Source organism: Corynebacterium sp. HMSC056E09, assembly GCF_001813425.1.
Taxonomy (GTDB): domain Bacteria; phylum Actinomycetota; class Actinomycetes; order Mycobacteriales; family Mycobacteriaceae; genus Corynebacterium; species Corynebacterium hesseae.
In genome coordinates this window covers 1-13,235 of record NZ_KV812485.1, presented here as the reverse complement: position 1 = coordinate 13,235, position 13,235 = coordinate 1, and the positions used below count along the sequence as shown (strand labels likewise).

General features: G+C 55.2%; 13 protein-coding genes and 3 pseudogenes. 8 read left to right on the top strand and 8 right to left on the bottom strand.

All coding sequences use genetic code 11. From position 1 onward, the window contains the following. On the bottom strand, nt 1-211 hold a 211-nt coding region (locus HMPREF2912_RS02815; protein WP_070683169.1), incomplete at its 3' end, for an IS3 family transposase. A 167-nt stretch (nt 212-378) separates the two neighbouring features. Between HMPREF2912_RS02815 and HMPREF2912_RS13375 the strand changes: the two are divergent. The 4 genes and pseudogenes from HMPREF2912_RS13375 to HMPREF2912_RS13360 all read left to right on the top strand — a co-directional run. Continuing rightward, a pseudogene (locus HMPREF2912_RS13375) lies at nt 379-721 on the top strand (transposase). A 76-nt stretch (nt 722-797) separates the two neighbouring features. Then, nucleotides 798-1,097, top strand: a complete 300-nt coding sequence (locus tag HMPREF2912_RS13370) for an IS3 family transposase (RefSeq protein ID WP_311523059.1) — start codon at nt 798-800, stop codon at nt 1,095-1,097. Then, the gene (locus tag HMPREF2912_RS13365) at nt 1,094-1,333 is read left to right on the top strand and encodes a DDE-type integrase/transposase/recombinase (protein WP_166684816.1); all 240 of its coding nucleotides are present in this window, start codon (nt 1,094-1,096) and stop codon (nt 1,331-1,333) included. Before HMPREF2912_RS13370 ends, HMPREF2912_RS13365 begins: the two co-directional genes overlap by 4 nt. Before the next feature lie 90 nt (nt 1,334-1,423). Next, a pseudogene (locus tag HMPREF2912_RS13360) lies at nt 1,424-1,642 on the top strand (integrase core domain-containing protein); the annotation flags it as partial. A 28-nt stretch (nt 1,643-1,670) separates the two neighbouring features. Here the strand turns inward: HMPREF2912_RS13360 and HMPREF2912_RS02800 are convergent. The 4 genes from HMPREF2912_RS02800 to HMPREF2912_RS02785 all read right to left on the bottom strand — a co-directional run bounded on the left by HMPREF2912_RS02800 (nt 1,671) and on the right by HMPREF2912_RS02785 (nt 6,277). After that, nucleotides 1,671-2,486 carry an ABC transporter ATP-binding protein gene (locus HMPREF2912_RS02800; protein WP_049156256.1) on the bottom strand — a complete coding sequence of 272 codons (816 nt, stop codon included), beginning with the start codon at nt 2,484-2,486 and terminating at the stop codon, nt 1,671-1,673. Continuing rightward, complete coding sequence (locus HMPREF2912_RS02795; RefSeq protein ID WP_080975109.1) at nt 2,486-3,610, bottom strand: FecCD family ABC transporter permease; 1,125 nt, start codon at nt 3,608-3,610, stop codon at nt 2,486-2,488. Before HMPREF2912_RS02795 ends, HMPREF2912_RS02800 begins: the two co-directional genes overlap by 1 nt. Next, nucleotides 3,607-4,764, bottom strand: coding sequence for an ABC transporter substrate-binding protein (locus HMPREF2912_RS02790; protein WP_070683167.1), 1,158 nt, complete (start codon nt 4,762-4,764; stop codon nt 3,607-3,609). Before HMPREF2912_RS02790 ends, HMPREF2912_RS02795 begins: the two co-directional genes overlap by 4 nt. Nucleotides 4,765-4,915: 151 nt before the next feature. After that, nucleotides 4,916-6,277, bottom strand: a complete 1,362-nt coding sequence (locus tag HMPREF2912_RS02785; RefSeq protein ID WP_231732355.1) for an MATE family efflux transporter — start codon at nt 6,275-6,277, stop codon at nt 4,916-4,918. 495 nt (nt 6,278-6,772) lie between these two features. On the opposite strand from HMPREF2912_RS02785, the pseudogene HMPREF2912_RS12525 reads away from it, so the two are divergent. Continuing rightward, nucleotides 6,773-8,008 (top strand): annotated as a pseudogene (locus HMPREF2912_RS12525) (IS3 family transposase). Here HMPREF2912_RS12525 and HMPREF2912_RS02780 read toward each other — a convergent pair. From HMPREF2912_RS02780 to HMPREF2912_RS02770, 3 genes are all read right to left on the bottom strand, one after another. Beyond that, on the bottom strand, nt 7,949-10,717 hold the full coding sequence (locus tag HMPREF2912_RS02780) for a type ISP restriction/modification enzyme (protein ID WP_070683166.1): 2,769 nt from the start codon (nt 10,715-10,717) through the stop codon (nt 7,949-7,951). The pseudogene HMPREF2912_RS12525 and the gene HMPREF2912_RS02780 overlap by 60 nt on opposite strands. Nucleotides 10,718-10,829: 112 nt before the next feature. Next, nucleotides 10,830-11,405: a recombinase family protein gene (locus tag HMPREF2912_RS02775; RefSeq protein ID WP_070683165.1), complete on the bottom strand. Its 576-nt coding sequence runs from the start codon at nt 11,403-11,405 to the stop codon at nt 10,830-10,832. After that, nucleotides 11,405-11,668, bottom strand: coding sequence for a hypothetical protein (locus HMPREF2912_RS02770; protein ID WP_210396359.1), 264 nt, complete (start codon nt 11,666-11,668; stop codon nt 11,405-11,407). Before HMPREF2912_RS02770 ends, HMPREF2912_RS02775 begins: the two co-directional genes overlap by 1 nt. A 178-nt stretch (nt 11,669-11,846) precedes the next feature. On the opposite strand from HMPREF2912_RS02770, the gene HMPREF2912_RS02765 reads away from it, so the two are divergent. The 3 genes from HMPREF2912_RS02765 to HMPREF2912_RS02755 are packed head-to-tail and all read left to right on the top strand — an operon-like array spanning nt 11,847 to nt 13,074. Then, nucleotides 11,847-12,392: a TetR/AcrR family transcriptional regulator gene (locus HMPREF2912_RS02765; protein WP_034666346.1), complete on the top strand. Its 546-nt coding sequence runs from the start codon at nt 11,847-11,849 to the stop codon at nt 12,390-12,392. Then, the gene (locus HMPREF2912_RS02760) at nt 12,389-12,748 is read left to right on the top strand and encodes a DMT family transporter (RefSeq protein ID WP_048733039.1); all 360 of its coding nucleotides are present in this window, start codon (nt 12,389-12,391) and stop codon (nt 12,746-12,748) included. Before HMPREF2912_RS02765 ends, HMPREF2912_RS02760 begins: the two co-directional genes overlap by 4 nt. Further along, complete coding sequence (locus HMPREF2912_RS02755) at nt 12,745-13,074, top strand: DMT family transporter (protein ID WP_003849969.1); 330 nt, start codon at nt 12,745-12,747, stop codon at nt 13,072-13,074. The genes HMPREF2912_RS02760 and HMPREF2912_RS02755 overlap by 4 nt, the downstream gene beginning before the upstream one ends. Nucleotides 13,075-13,235 lie beyond the last annotated feature (161 nt).

Below are 13,235 nucleotides of genomic sequence, written 5' to 3'. Positions count from 1 at the left end.
GGCGGATCCGTTCAGAATCAGTCGTCGCCTGGGCGTTGTCACGCAGGGTCTTCGTGCGGGCGCGTTTGCCGGTGCCGTACTGCTTAAGCCAGGAATAAAGTGAGGAACGATTGACTCCAAGCTCTGCTGAAGCCGCGTGAAGTGAGAGGTCCTCATTGTTTTCGTAGAGGGCCACAGCATCACGTTTGAACTGTTCGGAGTACCTAGGCATGGTGGTAGATTACCTTTCTTCCCAACCCAACTGGGCTGGATATCAGGTGTCTACCAAACAGGGGTCAGGTCCCTGACCAATTTCTACAGCCTTATCCCACAGCTCTTCATCTGCGGTAAGTGGCACACGATTGCCGCTGTAGTGAAGTGTCCCAGGTTTTGTTCCGTCTGAGTAGATGGGAAAATCTGGAATATGCCAAGAAAATTTGACCAGGATGCGAAGGACCGTGTGGTCCGTCTTGTAGAGGACCGTATCTTGGCGGAAAATATGTCGATGCAAGCCGCGTGCAAGGCAGTAGCTCCAAAGTTGGGGGTTTCATGGCACACGGCTCGTCAGTGGACCCAGCAGGCCCGTCGTGCGGGAAGCATCCCAGAACCTGTGCCTGAAGACTTGGCCGCGGAAAACGCGAGGCTACGCCGTGAAAATCAAGAGCTTCGAGATACCAACGAGTTGCTGAAGGCTGCGTCAGCTTTTTCGCCTCACGACCAGGCCCCAAACGTTAAGAAATGATCCGGTTCATCGATAAATACCGGAATCATTTCTCTGTCGAGTTCATCTGCACCGGAGTTGAAGATTAACCGGGCTGGTGGGTTTATCACCTCGCGTGGTTATCGCCAGTCCAAAGCCCGTGGGCTTAAGTGCTCGTCGCCTTCGTGACGCTGTGCTGATTGAACGCATTGGTGCCATTCATCGGGATAATTACGGTGTCTACGGCGTGCGGACAATGTGGCATGCGCTTGACCGTGACGGAATCGACATCGGTCGTGAGCAAACCGCCCGGCTGATGCGCCTAGCTGGTGTTTCTGGCACAGGCACAGGCGGATCACCAATCACAACCCGTACACCTCAACAGGCCGGATCTGCGCCCGGATTTGGTCGAGCGTGAGTTCAAAGCCCAAGGCCTTAAACAAGCTGTGGGTGGCCGACATTACCTACGTGCGTACGAAGAAGGGTTTTGTGTACACCGCGTTTGTCACTGACGTTTACTCCCGGCGGATCGTCGGATGGGCATTATCGGACTCGATGCGCACCGAGGTATTACCGCTGCAAGCACTCAACCAAGCGATTGTGAGCGCGAAGGAAACAACAGGCCTTATTCACCATTCGGATCACGGCTTATAGTACGTCAGCGTTGTCTACAACCAGCGTCTCGCCCAGCACGGGATTGCCGCTTCCACTGGGACCGTCGGTGACTGAAATGACAATGCTCTAGCTGAAAACGTTAACGGCTCTTACAAGAATGAGCTCATCCATACTCGCAGGTGGAATGATGTTGTCGAGGTAGAAATCGCGACGTTCGAGTGGGTGTCATGGTGGAACGAGGTAAGGCTCCACCAAAGCCTGGGATATCGAACCCCAGCCGAGGTGGAAACCGAATTGTGGAAGAAGAACCCGCAACAGGGAATAATAGAAATCAAGGAACATGCCTAGGAACAAAACTCGGGGCACTTCAAGCCCCTTATATGGCTCTGGATGTGGTGATTGCTGCAGAACCGTCATCAGTAAGGGTGACTTTTCCATCTACGCGGTAGACTTCACGCAACATTTTTGCGGTTAACACGTCCTTAGCTGCTCCGTGTGCGTATACAGTGCCCGCGTGGAGTACCGCAATGCGGTGAGCGAAGCGCGCTGCTTGTGAAAGATCGTGCATCGAAACCACGACCGCCGCGGGTGCTTCAGCTGCATAGGCGCGAATATGCTCCATGAGGATGAGCTGATTTCTTAGGTCAAGAGCGCTGGTTGGCTCGTCCAGTAGTAATGCCTGCGGCCGGCATACGATGGCCTGGGCGAAGCTTACTAATTGACGCTGGCCGCCGGAGAGCTGGGACATTGTTCGGGATTCTAGGTCTTCTAGCCCCAGCCGCGTGAGGACCGAGCTGACTCGGTCCTGTGTGGATGTGGCTACCCGTAGTCCGCTGAATCCCGTCCGGGAATGCTGGAGTGCCAGAAGTACCGATTCGAATACGGTAAGGGTGCTTTCCGGCGGGGGATCCTGTGGCAAATATACTGCCTCGGGCCCAGTGACGTCGCCGCTGAATCGGCATAGGTTAGCCATGCAGCGCAGCAAAGTCGACTTACCAGCGCCATTAGGGCCGACGAGGGCGGTGACGGTTCCAGCTTCGATCTTTGGGAGACATACGTCATTCAGTATCTGTTCGTCTCCATGGGAAAAGCACAGGTTATCTACCCGGAGTGTGGGTTCTGGCGGAACCGTGGGCGGTTGTTCCACGAGGGGGTCCTTTCTGGGGCAGGAAGTACTGGGAGAGGCGATCATTAGGTTGAGGAGACAGTTCGGGGGCGGCGTCGCAAAACAATGAGGACGACGAACACGGGAACGCCCACAATCGCGGTGATGATGCCGACAGGCAGAATCGCCCCAGGCTGGATCAGCTTGGATACCACTGAGGCTGAGGTCAGCAAAAGCGCACCTGAGATGATGGACGTGGTGAGGAAGAAGCGTTGGTCCTCACCAACGAGCATCCTGGCGATATGTGGGCCGACGAGTCCGATGAAACCAATTGTCCCGGCCATCGAAACGGCAGTTGCCGCCATAAGGGAGACTCCCACCAGCGTGTACGTGCGCAGCTTTGGGATATTGATACCCATGGACCTAGCGCGGTCGTCGCCCATTCGAAACGCGGTCAGCGTCCACGCATTGCGGTAGAAGTAAGCAATTCCGATTAGTGAGATGACCGCGAGAAGGCCGATCTGAGGCCACGTAGCGCGCGTAAGGCTGCCCAAGGTCCAGAAAACCACCTGCTCTAATTGGGTCTGCGAGGCGAGGTACTGCATTAGCGCTAGTAGAGCATCGAAGAGGAACACGATGGCTATGCCCAGCAGAATCATTCCCTCGGTACCAGAGCTCTTTGACCGAGAGAATAGGACGATCACCGCACAGGCCGCGAGGGCGAAGACCCAAGCACTGCCCGCCATTCCCAGCGCTGCCCCGATTCCCGCCGCGGTGAATCCTGAGACGGTGGCAAAGGCTGCGCCAAAGCTCGCAGCGGCGGAAATGCCCAGCGTATAGGGCTCTGCCAAGGGGTTATCCAAGATGGTTTGCATCTCTGCGCCGGCAGCAGCGAGGGTGCCACCGATGAGCACCGCTGTGACGGTCATAGGCAGACGTATATCAAAGATGATCTGCCAGTCAATTGGGCGGGAATCGCTGGGGTGAAAGAGCACGTAGAGCGCCTCATTTGCGTTCAAACTGCTGCCGATGAGGAAATCTATGGCAATGGTGACGCATAGCAGGGCCGTAAGCCCTGCGATGATCGCTACCTTTCGCCTGCTAGCTGTTCGGTACCAGTTTGACCGGGGGCGTTGCCGTTGCGGGGTAGAGTTTTGGTCGTCCACCTCGCTTCCGGTGGCAATTGATTGCGCTCGTGCTCCGTGGCTCATGGCAAACCAGTCCAGAAGGTGCCGCTAGCCTCCACAGGGAGGAATTTTTCATGTAGTTCTTCCAAATCGGCCTGCGGGTCGACATCGGAAAACAGGTCGGGGTGCATGGCTTTGGCAAACCACTCGATGGCTAGGTAGTTGTATGGGGAGTCGTAGAAGTGATGCCACGCAGCGTAGGCCCGCTTGTTCTTGACCGCCCGCATTTCCTTAAGGACAGGTTGCCCGTCAACAACGCGTTGGAAGTCTTTGGCTGCCTGTTCGGTGGACTCGTCGTAGCCCAGGGGTACAAAGCCATTCTTCTTTGGCTGCTGCTTGGCGCCGGTCCAGTCTGCGCCGGTGGCGATGATGACGTCTGGGTCTTTTTCAGCTAGCGCCTCGGGAGAGACTTGCCCCTGCTTGGCGTCGATCATATCGTCGCCCACGTTTTCGCCACCCGCTGCGTTAACAATTTGGGCTAGGTTGGACTTAGCGAAGGTAGAGCAGCAGTCGAAGTAGCCGGGAGCTCGCCAGAGGAAGGTCGGTGTGGGGGTGGCCTTGGCTTTTTCTAGGCGCTCCTGAACCATGTTCACCTTGGACTCATAGAACTCGGCATACTCTTCCGCTTCCTTCTCGTGGCCGAGTACCTTGCCGAGCAAGCGCACGCTCGGTGCGGTGTTCTTCACCGGGTCGGTAAAGTAATCGACGGTAACCGTGGGGATTCCGGCCTTTTCTAGACCGTCTACGATGCCAGCATCCTGGGCGGCTTCGAAGCTGGTTGCGGAGACAATGAAGACATCTGGACGGGAATTCAAAGCTTGCTCAACGGACATCGAGCCGTCGTAAACTTCACCAGTTTGCTCAATATCTTCGATCTCTGAGAATTTCTGTTCGTACTTCTTGTACGTGCCAGGGTCGTTCTGCTCCAGGTCATCTGGCCAGGCAACGATGCCCTGGAGCGGGTTTTCTTTGTTGAGGATGGATGTCGTGTAAAGCATCCGTTGCCCGCCCATGAGGACCCGATCGACGTTCTTCGGAACCTCGACTTCGCGCCCGAGAATGTCGGTGATCTGTTGCTTTTCTCCGTCATCTGCGGTCTGTTGTTCATCGTTAGTGCTGCAGGCAGCGGTCATAAGGAGGGCAGTGGCGGTGACGGCTGAGGCGACTACGCGGGCCATTCGGTGGTGAGGGGCGCGTGGGGTTTTAAAACCGCGAGCCCTAGTTGTCGTGAGGGACAAGGCAATCCTTTCTTCCAAGTGGATCTATTAGGTTAGCCATACCTTTGTTTATCTACAATGGGTGATGAAACTTTTACCCCCAACATTCCCGTTAAGTCAGTTCATTCAGTCGGCGGGAATATGTGCGTAGCAGCAGTACCGCCGTGGTTGCGAAACCCATGATGAGTCCTAACCAGACGCCATATCCTTCCCATCCGAGGAGCTTTCCAAATATCAGAATCCCGGGGACGCCAACCAGCCAGTACCCGACGAGGGTGCAGCGTAGCCCTGAGGTGGTGTCTTTCAGGCCTCTCAGTAGGCCCACTGCCACGTTTTGGATTCCTTTGGCGAACTGTTGCAGTACCGCGAGACATAGGAGCAGGACGGCAATGTGAAAGGTGGTGGGATCTGCCTCTTTTAAGAAAGGATGCAGTACCCACCTGCCCAACAGAAGCCACAGCGCGCCCATTATTCCCAGATACGTGACCACGACGAACAATATGCGTCGGGTAATCTCGCGCACTGAGTCGGCACTCTCGGCCCGAGCCCTTGTGATCAGCACCGAGCCGCCGTGAGAAAAGCCGATGCACACTTGGTAAACGATGTACGCCAGTTGGTTCACAATATTGTGCGCCGCTAGCATCTGTGGGCTAAAGGTCCCCATCACTAAACCGGCGATGGTTGTTATTGCAGCCTCCGAGCCATAGGTCAGACTGACTGGTACCCCGAGGCGGACGAGGCGGCAGATAGTCTCCCCATCTCCTTTACACGGAAGGATGTGGAAATAGGGCTGTAGCTCGGGAATGCGCAGTACCACAATCCGGAAGGCCAGGAAGGTAAGCAGTTGGATGACAGTTGTAGAAAGCCCGATGCCCGCTACCTTCCAGTGATCCGAGGCTGCCCATGTCATAAATAACCAGTTCAATGCGATATTTATAAATATCGATATCAGCGTGATGGTTAACAGGGAGCCGGGTTTTCGCATGCCCACGGCGAATTGGCGCAGGACGTTGAGCCACATCATCGGGACTAACCCGGGTGCGAGCGCAAGGGTCATGGCGAAGGTGAGTTGGGCAACGTGCTTGTCGATGGGCAGAACAAGGACCAATCCGCCTAGGGCGATGACCAGTAACGCGCCGAGAATTGCAGTGCCAGTGGCCACCGCGAAGGAGGAGCGCACAGCCCGCCGGATCTGTTCTGCTCCCGCCTCGCAATTTTGACAAGAGGTTTTCTCTTTTTCCATTTTTGCTGCTGCTTCAGCCACAAGATTTGCCCCGGCCGTCACCATGCCCACGCACATCGTGCGGATCTGGTTGTAAAGCTGCATCGCTAGGCCGCCGCCGGCTATCGCCAGTACGCCCACGGACTGCAGCATCAATACGTCCGTGGTGGTCAATGCAACTCCGGCGAGTTGTACTCCAGCGATGGGAAGGGAAATTCCCAGAACTTCGCGATATTTCCGGATGGATTTCAACCTCGCAGCCACCTTCAACTTCGGACTAACATTCGTCTCGGCCCTCGCTTCTCATCTTCTAAACCTCGCCCATTTTGGCGGCTGGTCTCCAATGTGCTGCGGTTTCTAGCGGTAGATACGCAGCACATCCGATTCATTTGCGGCCTCCAGGCCGTTGAAGCGAATGGCGCTGCGATACATCTGCACCAAAGTTGCAATCGGACGCTGCCGTCTGCACCATGGAAATTAGTGGTTCGCCCCTGCGGATTCAGCTGGTGCTGGCCGATGCCCCAGCGGTACCACCGTTGGTTGAGACCGAATCCCGTTCAGGGCTGGTGTTTGCAGCGGCAGAGACTCCCTTCGGAAAGTATAAAGATTATACCTAGTTTAGGTAAGGCTACCATAATTGAAGATTTCCACTTCAAACACTTCAGGTGGAAGGAGTGTGAAGATGGATAGGAGAGACTGAAGTGTCCCAGGTTTTGTTCCGTTTGAGTAGATGGGAAAATCTGGAACATGCCAAGAAAATTTGACCAGGATGCAAAGGACCGTGTGGTCCGTCTCGTGGAGGACCGCATCTTGGCGGAAAGCATGTCGATGCATCCCGCGTGCTAGGCAGTAGCTTCAAAGTTGGGGGTTTCATGGCACACGGCTCGTCTATGGACTTAAGCCTGCTCGTCGTGCGGGAAACATCCCAGAACCTGTTCCTGAAGATTTGGCTACCGAAAATGCCAGGCTACGCCGCGAAAATCAAGAGCTACGCGACACCAATGAGCTACTGAAGGCTGCCTCGGCTTTTTTCGCGTCGGAACTCGACCCAAAACGTCGGAAATGATCCGGTTCATCGATGAGTATCGGGATCGTTTCTCCATCGAGTTCATTTGCGAGACGTTAAACACCCACCGTGTTGGCGGTTTCATCACGTCCCGTGGATACCGCCAATCAAAAGCCCGTGGTATGAGTGCCCGCAGTCTTCGTGACGCTGCTCTAGTCGCGCACATCGCCGAGGTCCATGAAGAAAATTTTGGCGTCTACGGCATCCGTAAGATGTGGCATACTCTGCGCCGTGAAGGAATCGACATTGGCCGTGAGCAGACCGCACGCCTGATGCGTCTTGCTGGAGTCAGAGGCAAAGGTAAAGGTAAGTCTCCTATTACTACCCGCAAGCCGAAGGGACCAGATCTGCGTCCTGATTTAGTTAATCGCAAGTTCAACGCCCCGGCACCGGCCCGATTGTGGGTGGCCGATATTACTTATGTGCGCACTAGAAAAGGATTCGTGTACACCGCTTTTGTTACCGACGTGTTCTCCCGAAGGATCGTCGGGTGGGCACTATCTGATTCAATGCGTACCGAGGCGCTGCCGCTGCAGGCGCTTAATCAGGCGATTGTCAGCGCGAAGGAAACAACGGGGCTGATTCATCATTCAGATCATGGCTCACAGTACGTCAGCATTGTCTACAACGAACGGCTGGCTGAGTATGGAATTGCTGCCTCTACCGGGACAGTAGGAGATTCCTATGACAATGCTTTGGCCGAAAACGTCAACGGTTCCTACAAAAATGAGCTGATTCATCGGCGGTCGTGGGACAGCGTGGTTGACGTGGAGATCGCGACGTTTGAATGGGTTAATTGGTGGAACGAGGTACGGCTTCACCAAAGTCTCGGCTATCGCACGCCAGCTGAGGTTGAGTCAGAGTTTTGGGAAACCAACCCAGCCCAAGAAATAATGGAAATCAAGGCAAATGCCTAGGAACAAAACCCGGGACACTTCATAGTGAAGCTCTTCATCAAATGCTTCTACATATCCAGGGTGCGCGGAAATACCTGCAATATAAGCAGTAAGTTTTTGTACCGTAATCTCTCTACCGAAGCGCTCCGATAGTGCTGCTAATAGCCCAGGTGCAGTATTTGGTTCACCATCAGGGTGCAACATGGGAAGCGCTCGCCCACCACGGTTATTGAAGCAGTGCATATCGGGTATCAGGCTGGAGAACATAAGCCCTGGCCCTGCCTTGGGATAGTGGGCATGTTGTTCAACTAGGAATACCTGCTCTGGTGACCGTGCCGCCCAGAGATCCGGGCTAGCTCGATGAAGAAGTCTGCTGTCTGCAATGATGTACTGGCGGTCGAACGACCTGTACCCTACCTCGACAATAGCTGGCCTACTTGGCCATGCCACGTCGGTAATAGGTTTTCCAGTGTCTTGTTCAACGTCTGAGCCTGTGAGAGGCGACTTTCTGATGTCAATTTTTGTAGAACTGGTTTCTTTAAATAGTTCTCGTTTTCTCTCCAGGCTTGTTTCTTGTATGAGTTCATCCCAGCGCTGCTCTAGGATGGCACGTTCTGGTGCGTACACCCAGGTTTTGTTTGGCTTAACCCCGGGCGCAGTCCATGGATAAATATCGTTAAGCGCTGGGTAATGCCCCCATTGCTCATTAGCCTTAGGTGTAAATCCATCATCCCAGTTATCGCCAGTGTCTTGAAAGCTATCGCTGTCAAGGTCAAGGGTGCTTAATGCACTAAATTTTTCCTCTCGGGTACCGTGCAAGTCGATGTATTTAATCTCAGCTGGTTCGGCCTCGTCGTTTTCCTTGTTGCGGATAAAAATGCCGATACCTACGGGCGTTTCGATGTTAAATACAGCGTTTTTTGCCGGGGGTTGCATGCCTTCTGGGGTGAGATTAATAATCCAACCGCGCGAGGTATTACGGCGCATCCACTCGCGCATGCCCTTAAACCCAGGGCCGTTAAGATATCCAGTCGCTGTAATAAAGCAGACAACACCATCTGTGGAATGGGGGATGCTTTCAAAGACTTTCCACATCGCCCATCGCCAAAAATAGACATAAAGGTTTTTCAGCACATACTCGTATTTGCCATTGCCTTCTTTGCGGAAATCATCAAGCGGTGCATGGTTACTATTGGCGCTGCCTTTTTCGACCCAGCCGCCCAGGCCTTCGGACTTGTCTTTGTAGGGTGGGTTTCCGATACATACTTGTATAGGAGTTTCTAGTTTGACACGGTTAGCGCGCTGGCGTTGCTGTGCAATAAGTTGCAGCGTATAGCTTAATTCGCGGTTTGTTCCCGACTGTGGATCTTCGAGAGTATCGGCGACGTAAAGGTGCATTCCATTTTCGGGAAGCTGGCCACCGAATTCTTGGATAGCTTGGCTCAGGCGTAGCTCGGCAACCGAAAATGGTCCTGATTGCAGTTCAATTCCGTATAGACGCTTGGCCACGGAAGTTACTGCATCAGCAACAGCGCCAGGCCCGTACTTTTTTGCTTGGGCTGCAACATGCTGAACAATACTCAAACCGTAGGTGCCGGTACCCATTGCGGGGTCGATGACAGCAACCGAATCTGCGGATAGCCCCTCGGGAATGGATAGATACTTTTGTAGGGCTTGGTCGGTGAGTCGGGTCATTGCAGCCACGACTTCAGCGGGGGTGTAGTAAGAGCCAGACTTCTTGCGCAGGGCTGGGTCGTAGGTATTGAGGAAGTGCTCGTAAAGATGCAGATAGACATCTTGGTTGCCACCAGAAATGGCTCGCCAGTCGGTAGCCGAGAGCGTACGGATAATAGTCTCTAGGACTAATCCAACTGTTGAGCCTTTAATATGCTCGGTTAGCAAGTCTAAGGAACGCCCCAGCAGGCTGTGTTTAGATTGCAGTCCTTCGGCAATATCTCGTAGCCGGATATTGTTAAAGTCTGCCCCATCGGAGAGGGCAACAACCAAGGCAAAGACCACTGTTTGCGCGAACCCATCTGCAAATTCTTCATCAGTGGCGTTCGGATACAAACTGGAACGCCAGTCGCGTTTCAGGCCGATAAATGGATAGGAGTTTTCTTCTCGTCCGGTAGCTTTTGCATTGCGCCGGTTAGCTTTGAGAGATTCCAGAACCTCTTCACGCAAAAGCGCAGCAAGCGGAGCAATAGTGTCCACTAGGCGACTAATTGTTTTAATCGGCGTGGGAGTCCAGGACAGAAAGCTTGACAATACGGTGTCGAGCTCAGGTGGCGCAGCGATGGCGCCTTTGAACTTGGTTAACGATGACACCGGTAAGTGTGCTATGGCCACGAGTTCGCCATAGCGCCACAGCCGCCATTCCAGACCATTGGTGTGAAGCAGGTTAGGCAGTTTGCTCAGGCGTTTCCACTGCTTACCGTTGTGCGTGGTCTTGCCGTATGTGTCTGGGTCTAGAGAAGTCCCGGGCTTTTTTAATTCGACGTGGCCAGACATTAACCCATCGATCCGTATACCAAAGTCTGGGCGGACGTTGCCGGAGTCCTCCCGGACTTCGGCATGCAGGACTACTTTCCTGCTAAGAATCTTTTCGCCGTACTCGCGCAGTAAATTGTCTACTGGCGTAGCCAATGCGGCTTCTGGCTCTCCTGGGCCATTGAGGCTGTCCTTAGCGGCTTGTCCGAATTGAGCCACGAGAGTATCGAAAACGTCCATAACGTGATGATACAGCCCGTAAATACGCTGCCTATAGATTTATCTACGAGACGAATGGCACTATAAGGTCGAACTGACGGGGCGCTGATTTACCCTCACGGCTACGCCTGCTTTAGGCGTTTTTCAATGCCCGATACACCGTAGGGCGGGTGACCCCAAACTCACGCGCTAGTGCGGCTTTCGACTCCCCCGCCAACACGCGCCGCTTAATCTCCGCCACCTGCTGCGGACTTAGGGCAGGTTTGCGGCCTTTATACTTGCCGGCCTTTTTCGCCAACGCAATACCCTCCGCCTGCCGCTCACGGATAATGGCCCGCTCAAACTCCGCAAAGCTGCCGAGGATACCCAGCATTAAATCCGCGCGAGGGTCACTAGTGCCCTTCGAGAACGATAGGTTCTCGTGCAGGAAAGTAACGGTCACCCCCTTGTCGGTGAGCTCATCAACAATGCCACGCAAATCCGTCAGCGAACGGGCGAGGCGATCAATCGACGAGACGACGAGCTCGTCACCGTCACGCACATAGGTCATACACTCCCCCAGCCCAGGACGCTCAGCCTTCGTGCGGCCCGAAATCTTATCCTCAAAGAACCGGTCAATCTTGCCGGAAGCGTCGAGTAGCTCTTTCTGACGCTGATTATTCTGCTCCACCGTCGAGACACGGATATACCCCACCCGCTGACCGCGCATCAGTCCTCACTCTTCGAAAGCTTAAAGGCCGCATTCTCCTGGGCGATAACCGCATCACGGTACGACTCGATTGCATCCGAGAGGGCATACAGCTGAACCCCGTCGAGACCATCAGCGTCAGCAAGCAACGCTTGTACAATCCTGCCCAACGCCTGCTGCCCCGACGACAACCCATCATGCAGATTTTTCACCCGCGCCAACGCGGGCACAGCATCAATATGACTTTCAATATGGAAACCATCCGGCGACAACACCACAACCACCACTTTCTGTATAACTAAAGTCTAAGCCCCACTATACAGGTGTAAAACAATCCCCGAATCAACCTTATTTTACGTTAAAATGCAGCCACAGCCCCGCGTAACGATAGGGTGTACCCCAGGTGCCCCTACCAGCGCCCGCAGTTGAAGGCTTCACCTACCAAATGGTAAAGTTAGCTATATGCGAACCAGTCAGCGCTCCGAGATCCTGGAAGCTGCCCTCCGCGTCATGAACGCAGCGGAGGGTGGCGACATTACCCTTGACGCAGTGGCCCACGAGGCCGGGCTCACCAAACCGGGATTGCTATATCACTTCCGCAACCGCGACGTACTGCTCGCCGCGATCGTCGACCACGCTGCGGCCAACGTCGAGAACGACATGACTGCCACCCTTGGCAAGCCCCTCGAGAACGCCAACGCCACCGAGCGGCTCCTGAGCTACGTTCACGTCGCCGCCCACGGGGCCGCCAAGCGCGCCGAGTTCATCATCTGGGGCCAAGCGACGTATCGGCCCGAACTCACCGAACCGTGGACTACGCGGATGGGCCGCTGGCTCGAACTCCCGGACGATCTCGACGCCGCCACCCGAGCCAGGCTGACCACCGCCCGACTCGCCGCCGACGGACTCTGGGGCGCCCAGGCCACAGGTGTGTCCACCCTCCACGGCGCGGATCTCGAAGCCGTCGTCTCCAGCATTCGCTCCCTGATCGAAGGAACAACCCCATGAAGCAGTGGTTCCTGCTCGCTGGCGCCATCACTACCGAAGTGGCGGCGACGCTGTCTCTCAAGGCGGCGCTCAATCACCCATCCTGGTACATCGTGGTTGCTGCCGGATACATCGGCACTTTCGTCTTCCTCACCTTCTGCCTGCGCGAAGGAATGCAGATCGGCGTCGCCTATGGCATCTGGGGAGCCAGCGGGGTCGTGCTCGCCGCCGTGCTATCCGCCGCGATTTTCGGTGAACCTCTGACCGCTGTGATGGGTCTTGGAATGGTTGCGATCATCAGCGGTGTCCTCACCGTCGAACTCGGCTCCCAGAAAGCTCAGCAAACCGCAGCCCAGGAAGCAGGAGTCAACTCATGAGATGGATCTTCCTCGCAGGCGCCATCTTGTCCGAAGTCGTCGCGACCATGTCGCTACGAGCCTCCGACGGTGGCCGGGTGAAGAAATGGTTCATCGGCGTCATCGCGGGGTATCTCGTGGCGTTCGTCGCCTTAAGTCTCGCCTTGGCCGACGGCATGGCCCTTGGCGTCGCCTACGGCATCTGGGCAGCATCCGGCGTAGCTCTCACCGCGATCCTCGCCCGGGTCATCTTCCACGAACCCCTCACCCGAACCATGGCCCTCGGCATCCTCCTCATCGCCGTCGGAGTTCTCACCGTTGAACTCGGCGCCAACTTGGCGAACTGACGCATTTCCGCAGGTAAACCAGGCAGATTGGTGTGCTGCACCACGAGGCGCACAGACAAAGGCTCCCCAATGAGCGCCTGTGGGCCTAGCGTTGTGGATGTGATCACCTGTGTCGTCCACTACACCATTGAAGCGTCCTGGGTTTAGTTCCTACCTCAGCT